At 58.8% G+C, this 20460-nt stretch carries 19 protein-coding genes; 4 read left to right on the top strand and 15 right to left on the bottom strand.

The genetic code is table 11. From position 1 onward, the window contains the following. Nucleotides 1-56: 56 nt before the first annotated feature. From rnhB to rpsB, 15 genes are all read right to left on the bottom strand, one after another. On the bottom strand, nucleotides 57-683 hold the full coding sequence (rnhB, locus tag AC3ITA_RS05755) for a ribonuclease HII (RefSeq protein ID WP_414929220.1): 627 nt from the start codon (nucleotides 681-683) through the stop codon (nucleotides 57-59). A gap of 11 nt (nucleotides 684-694) precedes the next feature. Continuing rightward, on the bottom strand, nucleotides 695-1825 hold the full coding sequence (gene lpxB, locus AC3ITA_RS05750; RefSeq protein ID WP_095943881.1) for a lipid-A-disaccharide synthase: 1131 nt from the start codon (nucleotides 1823-1825) through the stop codon (nucleotides 695-697). A 2-nt stretch (nucleotides 1826-1827) separates the two neighbouring features. Then, nucleotides 1828-2604, bottom strand: a complete 777-nt coding sequence (lpxA, locus tag AC3ITA_RS05745; RefSeq protein ID WP_095943880.1) for an acyl-ACP--UDP-N-acetylglucosamine O-acyltransferase — start codon at nucleotides 2602-2604, stop codon at nucleotides 1828-1830. Continuing rightward, on the bottom strand, nucleotides 2601-3041 hold the full coding sequence (gene fabZ, locus AC3ITA_RS05740; RefSeq protein WP_007978374.1) for a 3-hydroxyacyl-ACP dehydratase FabZ: 441 nt from the start codon (nucleotides 3039-3041) through the stop codon (nucleotides 2601-2603). Before fabZ ends, lpxA begins: the two co-directional genes overlap by 4 nt. Nucleotides 3042-3149: 108 nt before the next feature. Beyond that, entirely contained in the window at nucleotides 3150-4205 is a 1056-nt protein-coding gene (gene lpxD, locus AC3ITA_RS05735; RefSeq protein ID WP_150673049.1) for a UDP-3-O-(3-hydroxymyristoyl)glucosamine N-acyltransferase, read from the bottom strand. Nucleotides 4206-4208: 3 nt separating this feature from the next. Further along, nucleotides 4209-4712 (bottom strand): OmpH/Skp family outer membrane protein, encoded by a 504-nt coding sequence (locus AC3ITA_RS05730; RefSeq protein ID WP_007990260.1) that lies wholly within the window; start codon nucleotides 4710-4712, stop codon nucleotides 4209-4211. Between the two features lie 45 nt (nucleotides 4713-4757). After that, nucleotides 4758-7148: an outer membrane protein assembly factor BamA gene (gene bamA, locus AC3ITA_RS05725; RefSeq protein WP_095943878.1), complete on the bottom strand. Its 2391-nt coding sequence runs from the start codon at nucleotides 7146-7148 to the stop codon at nucleotides 4758-4760. A gap of 74 nt (nucleotides 7149-7222) precedes the next feature. Continuing rightward, a complete protein-coding gene (rseP, locus tag AC3ITA_RS05720; protein WP_095943877.1) occupies nucleotides 7223-8575 on the bottom strand; it encodes a sigma E protease regulator RseP in 1353 nt (450 codons plus the stop codon). Nucleotides 8576-8628: 53 nt separating this feature from the next. After that, nucleotides 8629-9819, bottom strand: coding sequence for a 1-deoxy-D-xylulose-5-phosphate reductoisomerase (ispC, locus tag AC3ITA_RS05715; protein WP_095943876.1), 1191 nt, complete (start codon nucleotides 9817-9819; stop codon nucleotides 8629-8631). Then, complete coding sequence (locus tag AC3ITA_RS05710; protein WP_489279721.1) at nucleotides 9816-10622, bottom strand: phosphatidate cytidylyltransferase; 807 nt, start codon at nucleotides 10620-10622, stop codon at nucleotides 9816-9818. Before AC3ITA_RS05710 ends, ispC begins: the two co-directional genes overlap by 4 nt. Beyond that, nucleotides 10622-11377, bottom strand: a complete 756-nt coding sequence (gene uppS, locus AC3ITA_RS05705) for a polyprenyl diphosphate synthase (RefSeq protein ID WP_095943874.1) — start codon at nucleotides 11375-11377, stop codon at nucleotides 10622-10624. The genes AC3ITA_RS05710 and uppS overlap by 1 nt, the downstream gene beginning before the upstream one ends. A gap of 14 nt (nucleotides 11378-11391) precedes the next feature. Further along, nucleotides 11392-11949, bottom strand: a complete 558-nt coding sequence (frr, locus tag AC3ITA_RS05700; RefSeq protein ID WP_042557876.1) for a ribosome recycling factor — start codon at nucleotides 11947-11949, stop codon at nucleotides 11392-11394. Continuing rightward, a complete protein-coding gene (gene pyrH, locus AC3ITA_RS05695) occupies nucleotides 11946-12689 on the bottom strand; it encodes a UMP kinase (protein WP_003222124.1) in 744 nt (247 codons plus the stop codon). The genes frr and pyrH overlap by 4 nt, the downstream gene beginning before the upstream one ends. A 210-nt stretch (nucleotides 12690-12899) precedes the next feature. Further along, on the bottom strand, nucleotides 12900-13763 hold the full coding sequence (tsf, locus tag AC3ITA_RS05690; RefSeq protein WP_095943873.1) for a translation elongation factor Ts: 864 nt from the start codon (nucleotides 13761-13763) through the stop codon (nucleotides 12900-12902). A 189-nt stretch (nucleotides 13764-13952) separates the two neighbouring features. Next, nucleotides 13953-14690, bottom strand: coding sequence for a 30S ribosomal protein S2 (rpsB, locus tag AC3ITA_RS05685; RefSeq protein ID WP_008052780.1), 738 nt, complete (start codon nucleotides 14688-14690; stop codon nucleotides 13953-13955). A gap of 371 nt (nucleotides 14691-15061) precedes the next feature. On the opposite strand from rpsB, the gene map reads away from it, so the two are divergent. From map to AC3ITA_RS05665, 4 genes are all read left to right on the top strand, one after another. Continuing rightward, nucleotides 15062-15844, top strand: coding sequence for a type I methionyl aminopeptidase (gene map, locus AC3ITA_RS05680; RefSeq protein ID WP_008057306.1), 783 nt, complete (start codon nucleotides 15062-15064; stop codon nucleotides 15842-15844). A gap of 41 nt (nucleotides 15845-15885) precedes the next feature. Beyond that, entirely contained in the window at nucleotides 15886-18588 is a 2703-nt protein-coding gene (locus tag AC3ITA_RS05675; RefSeq protein WP_414929170.1) for a [protein-PII] uridylyltransferase, read from the top strand. Nucleotides 18589-18768: 180 nt separating this feature from the next. Further along, nucleotides 18769-19968, top strand: coding sequence for a succinyldiaminopimelate transaminase (dapC, locus tag AC3ITA_RS05670; protein ID WP_489279717.1), 1200 nt, complete (start codon nucleotides 18769-18771; stop codon nucleotides 19966-19968). A 102-nt stretch (nucleotides 19969-20070) separates the two neighbouring features. Continuing rightward, the gene (locus AC3ITA_RS05665; protein WP_007978403.1) at nucleotides 20071-20433 is read left to right on the top strand and encodes an ArsC family reductase; all 363 of its coding nucleotides are present in this window, start codon (nucleotides 20071-20073) and stop codon (nucleotides 20431-20433) included. Nucleotides 20434-20460 lie beyond the last annotated feature (27 nt).

Raw genomic sequence — 20460 nt, 5'->3', positions numbered from 1 at the left:
GAAGACAACAAGGCCCGGATTGTACCGGGCCTTGGTAGAAAAAATCAGCCTTGCGACTAACTCTCGATGATGATTTCCAACGCTTCATACGCCATCCGGACCGGAGCAAACGAACGCCGGTGAATCGGGGTAGGACCAAGACGGGCGAGCGCTTCCAGATGAACGGGGGTCGGGTAGCCTTTGTGCCCGCCAATACCGTAACCCGGGTAGATCAATTCGAACGCAGCCATTTCCCGGTCGCGACTGACCTTGGCCAGAATCGATGCGGCGGCGATGGCGGGGACCTTGCTATCGCCTTTGACCACAGCCTCGGAGCGCATCGGCAGTTTCGGGCAACGGTTGCCGTCGATCATCGCCAGTTTTGGCTGAACGTGCAGCCCAGCGACCGCGCGCTGCATGGCCAACATGGTGGCGTGCAGGATATTCAGCTCGTCGATTTCTTCGACTTCGGCGCGAGCGATGCACCAGCTCAGGGCCTTTTCGCAGATTTCGTCGTAGAGCTTTTCACGGCGGGCTTCGGTGAGTTTCTTCGAATCGTTCAGGCCGAGGATCGGGCGGTTTGGATCAAGGATCACTGCCGCCGTCACCACTGCGCCACAGAGCGGGCCGCGCCCCACTTCATCGACACCGGCAACCAACTCTTCGATTTCAGCGACCAAGGTGAAATCCAGCCCCATCTGCATATTCGTTTTACTCATTTTACTTGGCCGATCAGGTTCAGCACTGCGTCCGCAGCCTGGTTGGAGGCATCCAGACGCAGGGTCCGGTGAATCTCGTCGAAACCGCGGGTCTGCTCTTCCCCACCTTCGATCAGCGGCGACAAGGTCTGGGCCAGCGCTTCGACCGTGGCATCGTCCTGCAACAACTCGGGTACCAACAGACGCTGGGCCAACAGGTTCGGCAACGAAATGTAGGGGCTTTTCACCATGCGCTTGAGAATCCAGAACGTCAGCGGCGCCAGGCGATAGGCGACCACCATCGGTCGCTTGTACAGCAGCGCTTCAAGCGTTGCGGTGCCCGAGGCAATCAACACCGCATCGCACGCTGCCAGGGCCAGATGAGACTGGCCGTCGAGCAGGGTCAGGGGCAGATCGCGACCGGCCAACAGTTCTTCAAGCTGTGCGCGACGTTGCGCACTGGCGCATGGCATGACAAACCGCACACCCGGGCGCAACGCTCGCAAGCGCTGGGCCGTGTCGAGGAACAACGCACCGAGCCGGCCAACTTCACCACCGCGGCTGCCGGGCATCAACGCCACCAGCGGCCCGTCGGGCAAACCGAGTTCGGCCCGGGCAGCCGCGCGATCGGCCTGCAGTGGAATGGCATCGGCCAGGGTATGGCCGACGAACCGCACCGGCACGCCCTTCTCTTCGTAGAACCTGGCTTCGAACGGGAACAGCGTGAGCATCAGGTCGCAGCCTTCGCGAATCTTCAGCACGCGTTTCTGCCGCCAGGCCCAGACCGACGGGCTGACGTAATGCACGGTCTTGATTCCGGCCTGACGCAGCTTGAGTTCGATATTGAGGTTGAAGTCCGGTGCGTCGATACCGATGAACACATCGGGTTTCGCGTCGATCAGGTCGGCGACCAGCTTCTTGCGCCGCGCCAGCAGTTCGCGCAACCGGCCCAGCACTTCCACCAGGCCCATGACGGACAGACGCTCCATCGGAAAATACGAGGTCAGGCCTTCAGACTGCATCAACGGACCACCGACACCGATGAACTCGACAGCCGGGTGACGAGCCTTGAGCGCGCGCATGAGGCCCGCACCCAGAATGTCGCCGGAAGCTTCACCCGCTACCAGCGCAATACGCAGATTGGCCATGGTCAGCGAGTGATGCCGCGAGTCGAAGACTGGATGGAGTCACGGAACACCGCTACTTCCGGGAACTGCGCAGAAGGCTCGGCCAGTTCGGCGAGTGCCTGCTCCACGGTCAGGCCCTGGCGGTACACCACCTTGTAGGCACGACGCAGCGCATGGATCGCATCTTCGCTGAAGCCCCGACGGCGCATGCCCTCGAAGTTCATGCTGCGGGCTTCGGCAGGGTTGCCGAACACCGTGACATACGCAGGAACATCCTTGCCGATCGCCGTACCCATGCCTGAAAAGCTGTGGGCGCCAATGTGGCAATACTGGTGAACCAGCGTAAAACCGGAGAGGATCGCCCAATCTTCCACGTGCACATGGCCCGCCAGTGCGGTGTTGTTCACCAGGATGCAGTGGTTGCCGATAACGCTGTCGTGGCCGATGTGGGCATAGGCCATGATCAGGTTGTGATCGCCCAGGGTCGTTTCCGAACGGTCCTGGACAGTGCCACGGTGAATCGTCACGCCTTCACGAATGACGTTGTGATCACCGATCACCAGGCGGGTTTCCTCGCCCTTGTACTTCAGGTCGGGTGTGTCTTCGCCCACCGAGGAAAACTGGTAGATGCGATTGTACTTACCGATTCGGGTCGGGCCCTTGAGAATCACGTGTGGCCCGATGACTGTCCCCTCGCCGATTTCCACACCTGCGCCGACGATCGACCACGGGCCGACCTCGACGCCGTCAGCCAGAACAGCCGACGGATCGATGATTGCACGAGGGTCAATCAAACTCATAGCTTGCGTTCCGCGCAGATGATTTCAGCAGAGCAGACCGGTTTGCCATCGACCGAAGCCTGGCATTCGAACTTCCAGATCTGACGCTTGCAGCTGATGAACTTTGCTTCAAGGATCAACTGATCGCCCGGCAGCACAGGCTGGCGGAAACGCAGTTTGTCGGAACCGACGAAGTAGTAGAGCGTGCCATCGGCCGGCTTCACGTCGAGCATTTTGAAACCAAGGATCCCGGCAGCCTGAGCCATTGCCTCGATGATCAATACGCCCGGCATGATTGGATGCGCAGGGAAGTGACCATTGAAGAACGGTTCGTTGATGCTGACATTCTTGTAGGCGCGAATGCGCTTGCCTTCAACATCCAGCTCCACTACCCGGTCCACCAGCAGGAACGGGTAACGGTGAGGCAGGTATTCGCGAATCTCGTTGATGTCCATCATTTCGGGGGGAAGCCTATGTAAAGATTGGGGGCGCGCGACTGGCGCGCGCTCCTCTAGCAAATCAAGGACGCAGTCTAGCGGCTGTGCACACTTGATATGGAAATGGTATCAGCCATCTGATGAAGCTTTACCGCCAGGGGTCACTTCCCCTGCCTGCTTTTCCAGCTGTCGCAAACGTCGCGCGATGTCATCGAGCTGACGCAGACGTGCCGCGCTTTTGCGCCATTCGGCCGCTGGTTGCATCGCCGTACCGGATGAATAAGCGCCCGGCTCGGTGATCGAGTGAGTCACCATGGTCATCCCGGTGATGAACACGTTGTCGCAAATATCGATATGCCCCACCAGCCCTACGCCACCGGCAAGCATGCAGTGCTTGCCGATTTTGGTGCTGCCGGAAATCCCCACGCACGCGGCCATGGCGGTGTGATCACCGACCTGGACGTTGTGGGCGATCTGAATCTGGTTGTCGAGTTTCACACCGTTACCAATGATGGTGTCGGCCAGTGCACCACGGTCAATGGCGGTATTCACGCCGATTTCCACATCGTCGCCGATCAAAACGCCACCAATCTGGGCGATTTTCTGCCAGATGCCTTTCTCGTTGGCAAAACCGAAACCTTCACCACCGAGTACGGCACCGGACTGAATCACCACACGCTTGCCGACGCGCACGTCGTGATACAAGGTCACGCGCGGAGCGAGCCAGCCACCTTCGCCGATCACACAACGGGCACCGATGAAACAGTGCGCGCCAACGGTGGTACCGGCAGCAATATGCACCCCGCTTTCGATGACTGCAAAAGCACCGATACTCGCCGTCGGGTCAACCACCGCATCCGCCGCGATCACCGCCGTCGGATGAACACCGGCAGCCGCTTTGGGCTTGGGATCGAACAAGTGAGAAATACGGGCGTAGGCTGCGTACGGGTCAGGCACCACCAACGCATTACCGGAAAAGCCTTCGGCATCAGCAGCTTTGAGCAACAGGGCTGCAGCCTGACTGCCTGCCAGGTATTTACGATACTGGGGGTTTGCGAGAAAGCTCAACTGAGCTGGGCCAGCCTCCTGCAAGGTGGCTAGCCCAGTAATTGCTTTCTCGGGGTCGCCACGTAGTGTAGCGCCGAGGAACTCGGCCAACTGGCCGAGCTTAATGGTCACGGTCATGGGTTACTTCAGCTGATTCATGCGCTCGATAACCTGGCGGGTGATGTCGTACTGAGGCTTGACATCAATCACTGCGCCACGCTCGAAGACCAGGTCAAAAGCACCTTTCTTGATGACTTCTTCCACAGCGCTGTCCAGTTTCGGCTTGAGCTGCTTCAGCATTTCACGGTCGGCAACGGCTTTGGCTTCGTTCAGTTCCTTGGACTGGAACTGGAAGTCACGGGCCTTTTGCTTGAACTCAAGCTCTAGACGCTCGCGCTCGCCCTGCTGCATTTTGTCGCCACCGGCCATCAGGCGATCCTGAATGCCCTTGGCGCTGCTTTCCAGTGTCTTGAGCTTGGTCAGCTGAGGACCGAACTTCTTCTCGGCATCCACGGCGTATTTCTTGGCCGCGTCGGACTCCAGCAGAGCCATCTGATAGTTCAGAACAGCAATTTTCATGTCGGCGAACGCCGGACCAGCGACCAGTACGCTGGCCAGGAGAACCAATTGAGTCAACTTACGCACGATGCACTCCTACAAAATTCATTGTCGTTATCTTGGGTCAGACGCTTAGAACGTCTGGCCGAGAGAGAATTGGAACACTTGGGTTTCAGCGTCATCCGGTTTCTTGACTGGCATGGCCAGGGCGAAACTCAGAGGCCCCAGCGCGGTGACCCATGTCACTCCCACACCGACGGAACTGGCCATGTTGCTCAGACTGACATCGTTACACTGCGTATTGGACTTCGACGCAGGGTTGGTATTGGTCGTCTGCTCGCACTTGGAGTCGAATACGTTACCCACATCCCAGAATACCGAGGTACGCAGGGATCGTTGATCCTTGACGAACGGCAGCGGGAACAGAACTTCCACACCACCCTGGATCAGGACGTTACCACCGAACGGCAGTGGATCCTGGTCCGGGTCAGCCTGCGTTCCGGCATTGCCCGTTTCGAGTACGCCGCGGCTCGGAGTACTACGCGGCCCCAGTGTACTGTCCTTGAAGCCACGAACCGAGTTGAAACCACCAGCATAGTAGTTTTCATAGAATGGCAAGCTTTCGGTCGAACCGTAGCCGTCGCCATAACCCAATTCGGTGTGCAGGCGCATGGTGTAGTTTTCGCTCAGCGGCTGGAACAACTGACCACGGTAATCGAGTTTGAAGAACGACAAGTCGCTACCCGGCACGGTGACTTCCGCCGTCAAGCTTTGGGAGTGACCACGAGTCGCCAAAACGCCTTTGTTCAGGGTGGACTCGGACCAACCGGCCGAAGCCTTGAAGTTCAGGTACTTGTCGCCTTCCTGGTTAACGAAGTCGAAGATTTCGTCGACGGTGTAAACGCCAGTCTTGATCGTGTCCTGTTGCGCATTCAGGCCGAAGGTCAGACGCGAAGTCTCGCTGATTGGATAACCGACACTCACACCGGCACCCAGGCTGTCCACGGCGTAGCTGGCGACGTCGGTATCGAGCTCATCGTAGTCAGTCGTGCGGTAGAACGCGTTGTAACCCAGGCTCACGCCGTCGGCGGTCCAGTAGGGGTCGACAAAGCCGAAGTTATAGCGGGTCTGGTATTCGCTTTTGGTCAAGCCGACGCTGACCTTGTTACCGGTACCCAGGAAGTTGTTCTGGGTGATCGAACCACCGAGGATCAGACCGGCGCTCTGGGCGAAACCGACGCTGGCGGTAATCGAACCGGAGGCTTGCTCTTCAACGCTGTAGTTGACGTCCACCTGGTCATCGACACCTGGCACGGCCGGGGTCTCGACGTTGACTTCCTTGAAGAAGCCCAGACGCTCCAGACGGGTCTTGGATTGGTCGATCAGGTAGGTCGAAGCCCAGCCGCCTTCCATCTGACGCATTTCACGACGCAGCACTTCGTCTTCGGACTTGGTGTTGCCACGGAAGTTGATGCGGTTCACGTAGGCACGCTTGCCCGGATCGACCGCGAACAGGATGTCTACGGTGTGATCTTCATCGTGGGGTTGAGGCACGCCGTTGACGTTGGCGAAGGTGTAACCCTCGTTACCCAGGCGACGGGTGATCAGCTCGGAGGTGGTGGTCATCAGCTTGCGCGAGAACACCTGGCCTTTTTGCACCAGCAGCAGGGACTTGACCTGGTCTTCAGGGACTTTCAGGTCACCACTGAGTTTGACGTCACGAACGGTGTACTTCTCGCCTTCGTTGACGTTGACGGTGATGTAGACGTGCTTTTTGTCTGGCGTAATGGAGACCTGGGTCGAAGCGATATCCATGTTGATATAGCCACGGTCCAGGTAGTAGGAACGCAGGCGCTCCAGGTCACCGGACAGTTTTTCACGGGCGTACTTGTCGTCGTTCTTGAAAAACGACAACCAGTTGGTGGTCTTGAGCTCGAACAGGTCGATCAGGTCTTCATCAGGGAAGACCGTGTTGCCCACCACGTTGATGTGCTGGATAGCCGCAACGGTGCCTTCGTTGATGTTGACCTTCAGGCCGACGCGGTTACGCGGCTGTGGCACCACTTCGGTGTCGACGGTAGCCGAGTAGCGACCCTGGGCGACGTACTGGCGTTGCAGTTCGTTACGCACACCTTCAAGGGTGGCACGCTGGAAGATCTCGCCTTCGGCCAGACCGGATTGCTTGAGGCCTTTCATCAGGTCTTCGGTAGAGATCGCCTTGTTGCCTTCGATCTCGATACTGGCGACCGACGGGCGCTCGACTACCGTGATGACCAGGACGTTGCCATCGCGGCCCAGCTGGATATCTTGAAAGAAACCGGTTTTGAACAACGCACGAGTGGATTCCACCAGGCGACGATCGTCCGCCTGTTCACCGACGTTCAACGGCAAAGCACCAAAGACGCTACCCGCGGAGACCCGCTGGAGGCCATTGACGCGAATATCAGAGATAGTGAAGGACTCGGCGTGAACTTCGGCGATCATCAATACGGTGAGAACCGCAGTTAGCAGCAGACGTTTCATGAAGTCCTTTCTTATTCCAACTGGCAATAAACAAACTGCCGCAAAATGCGGCAGATTCGCAATTCAGCGAAGCGTTACAGTCGACCCAGATCATTGACCAGAGCAAGCAACATCACCCCGATCACCAAACTGATGCCGATCTGTATCCCCCAACCTTGCACCCGATCTGACAAGGGACGACCACGCACCCACTCGATCAGATAAAACAACAAATGCCCCCCATCCAGTACTGGAATGGGCAACAAATTCAGAACCCCCAGGCTAATACTCAGATAAGCAAGGAAATTCAGGAAATCAGCGACACCCGACTGGGCCGAAGCGCCCGCCACTTTAGCAATGGTTATCGGTCCACTCAAGTTTTTTACCGAGAGCTCGCCGAACAACATTTTCTTCAGTGAATCGAGGGTCAGCACACTCATGGTCCAGGTGCGTCGAGCCCCCTCGCCAATTGCTGCCAATGGCCCGTAACTGACCTCGCGGATCATCTCCGGCGGCCAGTCGATCGCCTTCACCCCTGCCCCCAAATAGCCGCTGGGTGATTTACTCTCGCCGCGAGCGGCAAGCGTTACCGGGACGTCGATTTGAGCACCGTCGCGCTCAACCCGCAGCATGATTTTGGTATCAGGATGCATACGGACGGTATCGACAACCTGCTGCCAGTCATCCAGCCCACGACCATCGAGCGCCAGCAACCGGTCACCGGTCTTCAGGCCGGCAGCCTTGGCCGGCCCCTTCGGATCGAGTTCAGCCAGGACTGGTGGCAATGCCGGGCGCCACGGACGAATCCCCAACGACTGGATAGGATCAGGCTCATCGGCCCCTTTGAGCCATTTGTCCAGTACAAGTTCACGAGGAGAATCGGTGGTGGAACCCTGTTCGCGCACCATTATCTGCAACTGACCGCTTTCGCCCAGGCGACGCACCAACTGCAGGTTCACCGCCGCCCAGCCGGAAGTCGCCTCACCATCAATCGCCACGATTTCCTGACCGGGGCTCAAACCTGCCTTGGCCGCAATACTGCCGGACTCGACAGCGCCGATGACCGGACGCACCTGCTCGCTGCCGAGCATTGCCAACACCCAGAAGAATGCCAATGCCAGCAGGAAGTTGGCAATCGGCCCCGCCGCTACGATGGCAATGCGCTGCCGAACGGACTTGCGATTGAAGGATTGATCAAGCTGATCGAGCGGTACTTCACCTTCGCGCTCGTCGAGCATTTTGACGTAGCCGCCCAACGGAATGGCGGCGACGACAAATTCGGTGCCCTGCTTGTCGTGCCAGCGCAGCAAAGGCATGCCGAAGCCTACGGAGAAGCGCAGCACCTTGACCCCACAGCGACGCGCGACCCAAAAATGGCCGAACTCGTGGAAGGTAACCAGCACACCCAGAGCGACCAGGGTGCCGACAATCATATAGAGCGCGCTCATCTACTTTCTCCGCAATCCTATCCGCTGCTGCCTCGGCCAACTATCCGCAGCATTTACCGCCCGTGACGGCTCAACCATTGTCCGGCCAGCAATCGCGCCTTCGCGTCTGCCGTGAACACTGCATCGAGATCATCCACAGCCACTACGGGCTCCAGATTCAGTACTTCCTCGATGATACTCGCGATTTCCAGGTAACGAACCCGCTCGTCGAGAAATGCCGCCACCGCCACTTCGTTCGCCGCATTGAGCATGGCCGGCGCGCTGTTACCCGCTTCGGCCGCCTGACGGGCCAGACGCAAGCAAGGGAAACGCTCTTCATCGGGCGCCTGGAAGTCCAGCCGCGCAATGGCAAACAGATCCAGCGGCGCCACACCCGAATCGATCCGCTCAGGCCACGCCAGGGCATTGGCGATGGGCGTGCGCATGTCAGGATTTCCCAACTGTGCCAGGACAGAACCATCGACATAGTCGACCAGCGAATGAATCACGCTTTGCGGGTGAATCACCACCTCGACCTGCGAAGGTCTGGCATCGAACAACCAGCAGGCTTCGATCAGCTCAAGCCCCTTGTTCATCATGCTGGCCGAGTCAACGGAGATTTTTCGCCCCATGGACCAGTTCGGGTGAGCACACGCCTGATCGGGAGAAACATGCGCCAGCTCGGCCATTGGCGTCTGTCGGAACGGACCACCGGAAGCCGTCAGCAAAATCCGGCGTACGCCGACCGCCTCAAGACCACGGGCATAATCCAGCGGCATGCACTGGAAAATGGCGTTGTGCTCGCTATCGATCGGCAGCAACACCGAACCGCTCTTGCGCACGGCCTGCATGAACAGCGCGCCGGACATGACCAGCGCTTCTTTATTGGCCAGGAGGATCTTCTTTCCGGCCTCGACCGCCGCCAGTGTCGGACGCAATCCGGCCGCACCGACGATGGCCGCCATGACCGTATCGACCTCCGGATCGGAAGCGACCTGACACAAACCCTCTTCACCCGCCAGAACACGGGTCGAAAGGCCTGCCGCATGCAGATCATCCTGCAAGGCGCGGGCAGCTGCGACTTCAGGCACCACGGCAAATCGCGGCACATGGCGCACGCAGAGCGCCAGCAATTCGCTCAAGCGAGTGAAGCCAGTCAAGGCAAAGACTTGATATCGATCGGGGTGACGAGCGATGACGTCGAGCGTACTCAGGCCAATCGAACCGGTCGCGCCCAGAACGGTAATCTGTTGCGGACGGCTCATGGCGCCGCCATCCACAGCAGTACCGCGAACACTGGAATCGCTGCCGTCAGGCTGTCGATACGATCCAGCACGCCGCCGTGCCCCGGAAGCAGGTTGCTGCTGTCCTTGATCCCGGATTGTCGCTTGAACATGCTTTCAGTGAGATCACCCACCACCGAAATGAACACGATCAGCACGGCACCGATCAAGCCCTTGAACAGCTCGGCCACCGTCCAGTCGCGCACCAGAGCAACGATTGTGGTAATCACCAGGCTTAGCGCCAGACCACCGTACACGCCTTCCCAGCTTTTGCCCGGACTGACCTGCGGTGCGAGCTTGCGCTTGCCGAAAGCACGACCGGAGAAGTAGGCGCCAATATCGGCACCCCAGACCAGCACCATCACCGCCATGATCAGCCAGTTACCCAATGGGTATTGCTTGATCTGCACCAGACCTTGCCAGGCTGGCAGGAGAATCAACAGGCCGATCACCAATTTGGTGGCCGCAGCGGACCAGTGCTCGCTCGAACGCGGATAGGTCAGCACCAGATACGTCGCCACAGCCCACCACAGCACTGACGCGCCCAACACCCAAGGCGCGAGGCCTGGCAGGATGTACATGAGGAACAGCGCCAGAGCGACCACGGCGGCATAGCCAACGCGGAACGCCTGACCGGCGAAACCCGCCAGACGTGCCCACTCCCAGGCACCAAGGGTCACGACCAGCCCGATAAACAGTGCAAAACCGGAACCCTCAAGCAGGAAAAACCCGCACAGGGCAATCGGCAGCAGGATCAGTGCGGTGATGATTCGTTGTTTAAGCATTAAACCCGGGCTCCAGCCTCGACCTGCTCGCTCGTTTTACCGAAGCGGCGCTGGCGGGAAGCGAAATCGGCCAGCGCATTGCGCATGGCATCGTGTTTGAAGTCCGGCCAGAACAGGTCGGAGAAATACAGCTCGGCATAGGCCAGCTGCCAGAGCAGGAAGTTGCTGATGCGGTGCTCGCCACCGGTGCGGATACACAGGTCCGGCAGCGGCAGGTCGCCCGTGGCCAGGCAGGTCTGCAGCAGATCAGGCGTGATGTCTTCCGGACGCAGGTGTCCGGCCTGGACCTCTCGCGCCAGTCGTTGCGCAGCTTGCGCGATATCCCACTGACCGCCGTAATTGGCGGCGATCTGCAGGACGAATCGATTGGCGCCGGCCGTCATGGACTCGGCTTCACGCATGGCAGCCTGCAACTCGGGATGAAAGCGCGAGCGATCGCCAATGATCCGCAGGCTGATGTTGTTGTCGTTGAGGCGCTTGGCCTCACGACGCAGCGCCTTGAAGAACAGATCCATCAAAGCGCTGACCTCATCGGCCGGACGCTGCCAGTTCTCGCTGGAAAAGGCGAACAGGGTCAGCACTTCGACCTTGGCCTCGGCACAAACTTCAATGACGGCACGTACCGCATCCACGCCCGCTTTATGCCCGGCGACACCCGGCATAAAGCGTTTTTTCGCCCAACGATTGTTGCCATCCATGATGATCGCGACATGGCGCGGCACCGCGGACGGCGCAGTCTGCTTGGTCTTGTCCATTAAAAACTCGACCCTTATACGGCCATCAGATCCGCTTCTTTCTGCTTGGTAGCCGCGTCGATATCGGCTTCAGCCTTGTCGGTGAGCTTCTGGATATCGGCAGCGGCACGACGCTCCTCGTCTTCGCTGATCTCTTTGTCTTTAACCAGTTTCTTCAGGTCGCCCAAGGCATCGCGACGAATGTTGCGCACGGCAACACGAGCGTCTTCGGCAGCACTGCGCGCCTGTTTGGTGAAGCCCTTGCGGGTTTCTTCGGTCAGGGCAGGCATGGAGATCAACAACAACTCGCCCAGGTTGGTCGGGTTGAGGTTCAGGCCAGCGCTCTGGATCGCTTTGTCGACCGCCGCGAGCATGTTGCGCTCGAACGCCACGACTTGCAGGGTGCGCGAGTCCTTAACAGTGATGTTGGCCACTTGAGTGATGGAGGTGTCAGCACCGTAGTACGGCACCATCACGCTGCCCAGAATGCTTGGGTGGGCCTTGCCGGTACGAATCTGACCAAAAGCATGGGCCAGAGAGTCCAGGGATTTCTGCATGCGCTCTTGAGCGTCTTTCTTGATTTCGTTGATCATTGTTGACCTTCCTCGATCAGGGTCCCTTCAGCGCCGCCGTGCACAATGTTCAGCAGGGCGCCGGGCTTGTTCATGTTAAAGACACGCAACGGCATCTTGTGGTCGCGGCACAGGCAAATGGCCGTCAGATCCATCACGCCCAACTTGCGATCCAGCACTTCATCGTAAGTCAGATGATCGAACTTCTCGGCATGCGGGTCTTTGAACGGATCAGCGGTGTAGACACCATCGACCTTGGTCGCCTTGAGCACGACGTCGGCATCGATTTCGATTGCACGCAGGCAGGCTGCCGAATCCGTCGTAAAGAACGGGTTGCCGGTACCGGCCGCGAAAATCACCACGTCCTTGGAGTTCAGGTGACGCATGGCCTTGCGACGATCATAGTGATCGGTCACGCCAACCATGGAAATAGCGGACATCACGATGGCCGAAATGTTGGCGCGCTCGAGGGCGTCGCGCATGGCCAGGGCGTTCATCACAGTGGCCAGCATGCCCATGTGGTCGCCGGTGACACGGTCCATGCCAGCCTTGCTCAGCGCTTCACCGCGGAACAGGTTGCCACCACCGATGACCAGACCGACCTGAACACCGATGCCGACCAGTTGGCCAACTTCCAATGCCATGCGATCCAGGACCTTCGGATCGATCCCGAACTCTTCCGAGCCCATCAGGGCCTCGCCGCTGAGCTTGAGTAGAATGCGTTTATAGCGAGCCTGATAACCACTGCCCTGCTGAGCCATTGCGAATCTCTCCTGCGGCGTATTTTAAAAATTCTTTGCGAGCTGTTTACAGCTGGCGTTCACTCTAGCTTGGCGCTGCTTCAGCGCCATCGGAACACGGCTTTGCAAGCCAGTTCCAAAGGGAAACCAAATAAAAATTGATACCCCATCTGAAAAGAGGCTGCGCGCGTGAGCGGGCAGCCTCTTCTGGGCGACAGTTAAAAAACCGTCTTATTGCTTGGCGGCAGCCAGCTGGGCAGCAACTTCTTCTGCGAAGTTGTCCACTGGCTTCTCGATGCCTTCGCCTACTTTGAAGTAAGTAAAGGAAACGATTTCAGCGCCGGCTTTCTTGGCCAGTTCGCCGACCTTGATTTCAGGGTTCTTGACGAAAGCCTGCTCAACCAGGCTGGCTTCGGCCAGGAACTTGCTGATACGGCCTTTGACCATGTTTTCAACGATATTTTCCGGCTTGCCGGCGATCTTGTCAGCGTTCAGCGTCAGGAACACGCCTTTCTCGCGCTCGATCGCTTCAGCGGAAACTTCCGATGGCAGCAGGAATTCAGGATTGGTAGCCGCTACGTGCATAGCGATGTCCTTGGCCAGCTCAACACTGCCGCCTTTCAGGACAACTGCAACACCGATCTTGTTGCCGTGCAGGTAGCCACCGACAACGTCACCTTCAACGCGTACCAGACGACGGATGTTGACGTTTTCGCCAACCTTGCCGACCAGTACCAGGCGAGCAGTTTCTTGAGCTTCGATCAGCGGAGCAACTTCAGTCATCTTGTCGGCGAACGCTTTTTCAACGCTTGCTGCAACAAATTCCTTGAAGTCGTCCTGCAGGGCCAAGAAGTCGGTCTGCGAGTTCACTTCCAGCAAAACGGCGGATTTACCGTCTTCCTTCAGAGCGATAGCGCCTTCAGCGGCAACGTTGCCGGCTTTCTTGGCAGCCTTGATGGCGCCCGAAGCACGCATGTCATCAATGGCTTTCTCGATGTCGCCGCCAGCCTTGGTCAAGGCCTTTTTGCAATCCATCATGCCTTCGCCAGTACGCTCGCGCAGTTCTTTGACCAACGCTGCAGTAATCTCTGCCATTTCAAAATCCTCTTGGATAGGTTTTCAACCATTCCACCCGATCGAACGGGCGATCAATTCTTCCCGAACCACCCTTGTTAGCTGCCACACGTTACAGATAGAGCAGTGGGCGCCGACAAATGGTTTTCGAGGTGGCAAAAAGGGGGCCAAGCCCCCTTTTTGCTTACTGAGTCAACGCCAGGGCGTCAATTACTCAGCTGCAGCCTGAGTTTCTTCAGCTGCGAACTCTACGGTGCCGCCGGCAACATTGTTGCGACCACGGATGACAGCGTCAGCCATCGAACCCATGTACAGCTGGATAGCGCGGATTGCGTCATCGTTGCCTGGGATGATGTAGTCAACGCCTTCCGGGCTGCTGTTGGTATCGACTACGCCGATAACCGGGATGCCCAGTTTGTTGGCTTCGGTGATCGCGATGCGCTCGTGATCAACGTCGATAACGAACAGAGCGTCTGGCAGACCGCCCATGTCCTTGATACCACCCAGGGAACGATCCAGCTTTTCCAGGTCACGAGTGCGCATCAGCGCTTCTTTCTTGGTCAGCTTGGCGAAAGTACCGTCTTCGGCTTGCACTTCAAGGTCACGCAGACGCTTGATGGAAGCACGGATGGTTTTGAAGTTGGTCAGCATGCCGCCCAACCAGCGGTGATCGACGTACGGCGAACCGCAACGTGCTGCTTCTTCAGCAACGATCTTGCCAGCGGAACGCTTGGTGCCGACGAACAGAATCTTGTTTTTGCCCTGGGCCAGACGCTCTACGAAAGTCAGAGCTTCGTTGAACATTGGCAGGGTTTTTTCAAGGTTGATGATGTGGATCTTGTTACGCGCGCCGAAAATGTACTTGCCCATTTTCGGGTTCCAGTAACGGGTCTGGTGACCGAAGTGCACACCGGCCTTCAGCATATCGCGCATGTTGACTTGGGACATGATAGTTCCTTAATAAGTCGGGTTTGGCCTCCACGTATCCCAATGACCAACCAGCAGCATCAGCTGAAGGCACCCAGGTCATCGTGTCGACACGTGTGTGGATTTAGGCTTTACGGGACATCCCCGGAAAGCGGCGCATTTTATATCACAAGACAGGGCAAAACGGAACCCGGATTCTGAAATCCTGGCGAGTGCTTCGCTCCTGCCCTTGGAATCCGCCAAGAATGCACCATTCTATAGAGAGAAGCGATGCACACAGGCGCAGATTTGCGCTGATCGTCTGGTAGAATCGCATTTTTCAGGGCCGCGAAGTTCCATCACGCAATGCCCTTTCCGTTTAGAAAGCGCCGCCTGGCGCAGAGAGAGCCTGTATGACCGTCACCCTCAAAACCCCCGAGGATATCGCCAAAATGCGTATCGCCGGCAAACTGGCCGCCGATGTGCTGGAAATGATTGCCGAATACGTCAAGCCGGGCGTTACCACCGATCAACTGAACCAGATCTGCCACGACTACATCGTCAATGAGCAGAAGGCCATCCCTGCCCCGCTCAACTACAAGGGCTATCCGAAGTCGATCTGCACATCGATCAACCATGTGGTCTGCCATGGCATCCCGAACGACAAGCCACTTAAGGATGGCGACACCCTGAACATCGACGTCACCGTCATCAAGGACGGTTACCACGGCGACACCAGCCGCATGTTCCACGTCGGCACCGTGCCGGTCTGGGCCGAGCGTCTGTCCCAGGTGACCCAGGAATGCATGTACAAGGCGATCGAAATCGTCAAACCCGGCTGCCGCCTGGGCGACATCGGCGAAATCATTCAGAAGCACGCGGAAAAGAACGGCTTCTCGGTGGTTCGTGAATTCTGCGGCCATGGTATCGGCAAGGTGTTCCACGAAGAGCCGCAGATCCTGCACTACGGCCGCGCGGGCACCGGCATGGAACTCAAGGCCGGCATGACCTTCACCATCGAGCCGATGATCAACCAGGGCCGTGCCGACACCAAGGTACTGGGCGACGGCTGGACCGCGATCACCAAGGACCGCAAGCTCTCGGCGCAGTGGGAACATACCCTGCTGGTGACCGAAACCGGTTACGAGATCTTCACCCTGCGCAGCGATGACACCATCCCTCGCGTTTCGGCCTGATCCCACCACCGAACCTCGCCTATAGAAAGGAAAGCCAATCGATGCCGCAGGTGGATCCCGAACTCTTCGACCGCGGCCAGTTCCAGGCTGAACTGGCCCTGAAGGCAAGCCCGATTTCGGCCTTCAAGAAGGCGATCCGCCAGGCCCGTGAGGTGCTCGATACGCGCTTTCGCGATGGCCGGGACATTCGCCGATTGATCGAGGATCGTGCCTGGTTCGTCGATAACATCCTGCAAAAGGCCTGGGAGCAGTTCAGCTGGAGTGAGGACGCCGACATCGCGCTGGTCGCGGTCGGCGGCTACGGCCGTGGCGAATTGCACCCTTATTCCGATATCGACTTGCTGATCCTGCTGGACAGTGCCGACCACGAGGTTTTCCGCGATTCCATCGAGCGCTTTCTGACGCTGTTGTGGGACATCGGCCTGGAGGTCGGTCAGAGCGTTCGCTCGGTCGACGAATGCGCCGTCGAGGCCCGCGCCGACCTGACGGTCGTCACCAACCTGATGGAAAGCCGCACCATCGCCGGCCCCGAGCGTTTGCGCCAGCGCATGCTGGACGTCACCAGCACCGGACACATGTGGCCGAGCAAGGAATTCTTCCTGGCCAAGCGCGCCGAACAAAAGGCTCGCCACCACAAGTACAACGACACCGAATACAACCTGGAACCCAACGTCAAAGGCTCACCCGGCGGCCTGCGGGATATCCAGACGATTCTGTGGGTGGCCCGTCGCGAGTACGGTACCCTGAACCTGCGGGCACTGGCTGGCGAAGGATTCCTGGTCGAGAGTGAAAACGCCCTGCTCGCCTCCTCCCAGGAGTTCCTGTGGAAGGTTCGCTATGCCCTGCACATGCTGGCTGGCCGCTCCGAAGATCGCCTGCTGTTCGATCACCAGCGCACCATTGCCGGGCTGCTGGGCTTCAAGGGCGACGACGCCAAGCAAGCCATCGAAAACTTCATGCAGCAGTATTACCGGGTGGTCATGAGCATCGCCCAGCTCAGCGACCTGATCATCCAGCACTTCGAGGAAGTCATCCTCGCACCGGAAGACGAATCACCACCGCAGCCGATCAACTCGCGCTTCCAGTTGCATGACGGCTACATCGAGGCACGCAACGACAACGTTTTCCGCCGCACGCCGTTCGCCATGCTCGAAATCTTCGTGCTGATGGCCCAGCAGCCGGAAATCAAGGGCGTACGCGCCGACACCATTCGTCTACTGCGGGAAAACCGTCACCTGATCGACGACGACTTCCGCAACGACATTCGCAACACCAGCCTGTTTATCGAGCTGTTCAAGTGCAAGATCGGCATCCACCGTAACCTGCGGCGGATGAACCGTTACGGCATTCTGGGGCGCTATCTGCCCGAATTCGGCTTTATCGTCGGGCAGATGCAGCATGACCTGTTCCACATCTATACGGTCGATGCCCATACCCTGAACCTGATCAAGCACCTGCGTAAGTTGCAGTACACCCAGGTGTCGGAAAAATTCCCGCTGGCCAGCAAGCTCATGGGCAAACTGCCCAAACCCGAGCTGATCTACATGGCCGGCCTGTACCACGACATAGGCAAAGGCCGGCATGGCGACCACTCGGACATCGGAGCGGTCGATGCCGAGGCGTTTTGCCAGCGCCATCAGCTGCCAGTGTGGGACAGCCGCCTGATCGTGTGGCTGGTGCAGAACCACTTGGTGATGTCGACCACCGCCCAGCGCAAGGATTTGTCCGACCCGCAGGTGATCCACGATTTTGCCCAGATCGTCGGCGACGAAACCCGCCTCGACTACCTCTACGTACTGACCGTCGCCGACATCAACGCCACCAACCCGACCCTGTGGAACTCCTGGCGCGCCAGCCTGCTGCGCCAGCTCTACACCGAAACCAAGCGCGCCCTGCGTCGAGGCCTGGAAAACCCGGTGGACCGCGAAGAGCAGATCCGCCAGACCCAGAGCGCCGCCCTGGATATCCTGGTGCGCGGCGGCACCGACCCGGACGATGTCGAGCAACTGTGGGCGCAGTTGGGCGATGACTATTTCCTGCGCCACACAGCCGGCGATGTGGCCTGGCACAGCGACGCGATCCTCCAGCAACCGACCGACGGCGGGCCTCTGGTACTGATCAAGGAAACCACCCAGCGCGAGTTCGAAGGCGGAACGCAGATCTTCATCTACGCCCCGGACCAGCACGACTTCTTTGCCGTGACCGTGGCCGCGATGGACCAGCTCAACCTGAACATTCACGACGCCCGGGTCATCACCTCCAGCAGCCAGTTCACCCTCGACACCTATATCGTGCTCGACGCCGACGGCGACTCGATTGGCGACAACCCGGCACGGATCAAACAAATCCGCGATGGCCTGACCGAAGCCCTGCGCAACCCGGACGACTACCCGACCATCATCCAGCGCCGGGTGCCACGTCAGCTCAAGCATTTCGCCTTTGCACCACAGGTGACGATCCACAATGACGCCCAGCGTCCGGTGACGGTGCTGGAACTGACCGCACCCGACCGCCCGGGCCTGCTGGCGCGGATTGGCACGATCTTCCTGGAGTTCGACCTGTCGCTGCAGAACGCCAAGATCGCCACCCTCGGCGAGCGCGTGGAAGACGTGTTCTTCATCACCGACGCCAACAATCAGCCGTTGTCCGACCCGCTGCTGTGCAGCCGCCTGCAGGATGCCATCGTCGAACAACTGAGCGTCAATCAGGAACCTGATATCAAACTGTCGCGCATCAACATCTGAATCAACCGACCCCTATCCGGGGGGCGAACCTGCCCTTTGTAGGAGCCGGCTTGCCAGCGAAGGAATCAAAAGCGCCACGTTTACCCGGTAAGCAAGCGTTTTCGTTGACGCCCATCGCTGGCAAGCCAGCTCCTACAGGAACCAGGGTTTGCCCGCTCCTACACCGAACGAGATACATCGATGAACAACGCTCTGTCCCAGCTCCAGCCCTACCCGTTCGAGAAACTCCGTGCCCTGCTCGGCAGCGTGACGCCCAATCCGGACAAGCGTCCGATCGCGCTGTCCATCGGCGAGCCGAAACACCGTTCGCCAAGCTTTGTCGCCGAGGCCCTGGCCAACAATCTGGAAAAAATGGCGGTGTACCCGACCACACTCGGCATCCCGGAGCTGCGTGAAGCCATTGCGGCATGGTGCGAGCGGCGCTTCGGTGTTCCGAGCGGCTGGATCGACCCGGCGCGCAACGTGCTGCCGGTCAACGGCACCCGCGAGGCCCTGTTCGCCTTCACCCAGACCGTGGTCAACCGTGGCGATGACGCGCTGGTGGTCAGCCCGAACCCGTTCTACCAGATCTACGAAGGCGCGGCGTTCCTCGCCGGGGCCAAGCCGCATTACCTGCCATGCCTGGACGAAAACGGCTTCAACCCGGATTTCGACGCCGTATCGCCGGACATCTGGAAACGCTGCCAGATCCTGTTCCTGTGCTCGCCCGGCAACCCGACCGGCGCCCTGATCCCGGTCGAGACCCTGAAAAAGCTGATTGCCCTGGCCGATGAACACGATTTCGTGATCGCCGCGGACGAGTGCTACAGCGAACTGTATTTCGACGAACAAACCCCGCCGCCTGGCCTGCTCAGCGCCTGCGCGGAACTGGATCGCAAGGACTTCAAGCGTTGCGTGGTGTTCCACAGTTTGTCCAAGCGCTCCAACCTGCCGGGCTTGCGCTCAGGTTTTGTCGCGGGCGATGCCGACATCCTCAAAGGCTTCCTGCTTTATCGCACCTACCACGGCTGCGCGATGCCGGTTCAAACACAACTGGCCAGTGTTGCTGCGTGGAATGACGAGGTGCACGTGCGCGCCAACCGGGCGCTGTATCGCCAGAAGTTCGATGCGGTACTGGAAATCCTCAGCCCGGTCATGGACGTACAGCGGCCGGATGGCAGCTTCTACCTGTGGCCAAATGTAGCCGGTGACGACGCCGCCTTCTGCCGTGACCTGTTCGAGCAGGAGCACGTGACCGTGGTGCCAGGTTCTTATCTGTCGCGGGATGTAGATGGCGTCAACCCGGGTGCCGGGCGTGTACGCATGGCACTGGTGGCGCCGCTTGCCGAATGTGTCGAAGCTGCCGAGCGGATTCGCGCATTCATCCAGCGCCGCAAATAACCCCGCCGCCGCTCAGGTCCAGGTGTTGCTTCACCTGGCCGGGTTTGGCCATGGCATAATCCGACACCGTTTAAACCCAGCACCTGTAAAGGGGGCGATTCCTTGACCGTTTCAAGCAAAACGTTGCACCTTTTCGGCATCAAAGCCTGCGACACCATGAAAAAGGCGCGCACCTGGCTCGATGAACACGCTGTCAGCTATGACTTTCATGATTACAAGGCGGTCGGTATCGACCGTGAACACCTGACCCAATGGTGCAGCGAGCACGGCTGGGAAGTGGTGTTGAACCGTGCAGGCACGACCTTTCGCAAGCTCGACGACGAACGCAAAGCCGATCTCGACCAGACGAAAGCCATCGAACTGATGCTTGCACAACCCTCGATGATCAAGCGCCCGGTGCTCGATCTCGGTGACCGAACCCTGATTGGCTTCAAGCCAGATATCTACGCGGCCGCGCTCAAGTAAGCAGCCCGTTCAATTTTGTTAGAGGTA

The organism is Pseudomonas sp. GL_090 (genome assembly GCF_057837765.1).
This window is presented reverse-complemented; position numbering and strand designations above follow the sequence as displayed.

Excerpts from the sequence above, each read along its gene's own strand:
- rnhB (WP_414929220.1), bottom strand. The coding sequence starts at position 683 with ATGCAGATGGGGCTGGATTTCACCTTGGTCGCTGAAATCGAAGAGTTG.
- lpxB (WP_095943881.1), bottom strand. The coding sequence starts at position 1,825 with ATGGCCAATCTGCGTATTGCGCTGGTAGCGGGTGAAGCTTCCGGCGAC.
- lpxA (WP_095943880.1), bottom strand. The coding sequence starts at position 2,604 with ATGAGTTTGATTGACCCTCGTGCAATCATCGATCCGTCGGCTGTTCTG.
- fabZ (WP_007978374.1), bottom strand. The coding sequence starts at position 3,041 with ATGATGGACATCAACGAGATTCGCGAATACCTGCCTCACCGTTACCCG.
- lpxD (WP_150673049.1), bottom strand. The coding sequence starts at position 4,205 with ATGACCGTGACCATTAAGCTCGGCCAGTTGGCCGAGTTCCTCGGCGCT.
- bamA (WP_095943878.1), bottom strand. The coding sequence starts at position 7,148 with ATGAAACGTCTGCTGCTAACTGCGGTTCTCACCGTATTGATGATCGCC.
- rseP (WP_095943877.1), bottom strand. The coding sequence starts at position 8,575 with ATGAGCGCGCTCTATATGATTGTCGGCACCCTGGTCGCTCTGGGTGTG.
- ispC (WP_095943876.1), bottom strand. The coding sequence starts at position 9,819 with ATGAGCCGTCCGCAACAGATTACCGTTCTGGGCGCGACCGGTTCGATT.
- AC3ITA_RS05710 (WP_489279721.1), bottom strand. The coding sequence starts at position 10,622 with ATGCTTAAACAACGAATCATCACCGCACTGATCCTGCTGCCGATTGCC.
- uppS (WP_095943874.1), bottom strand. The coding sequence starts at position 11,377 with ATGGACAAGACCAAGCAGACTGCGCCGTCCGCGGTGCCGCGCCATGTC.
- frr (WP_042557876.1), bottom strand. The coding sequence starts at position 11,949 with ATGATCAACGAAATCAAGAAAGACGCTCAAGAGCGCATGCAGAAATCC.
- pyrH (WP_003222124.1), bottom strand. The coding sequence starts at position 12,689 with ATGGCTCAGCAGGGCAGTGGTTATCAGGCTCGCTATAAACGCATTCTA.
- tsf (WP_095943873.1), bottom strand. The coding sequence starts at position 13,763 with ATGGCAGAGATTACTGCAGCGTTGGTCAAAGAACTGCGCGAGCGTACT.
- rpsB (WP_008052780.1), bottom strand. The coding sequence starts at position 14,690 with ATGTCCCAAGTCAACATGCGCGATATGCTGAAGGCCGGTGTGCACTTC.
- map (WP_008057306.1), top strand. The coding sequence starts at position 15,062 with ATGACCGTCACCCTCAAAACCCCCGAGGATATCGCCAAAATGCGTATC.
- AC3ITA_RS05675 (WP_414929170.1), top strand. The coding sequence starts at position 15,886 with ATGCCGCAGGTGGATCCCGAACTCTTCGACCGCGGCCAGTTCCAGGCT.
- dapC (WP_489279717.1), top strand. The coding sequence starts at position 18,769 with ATGAACAACGCTCTGTCCCAGCTCCAGCCCTACCCGTTCGAGAAACTC.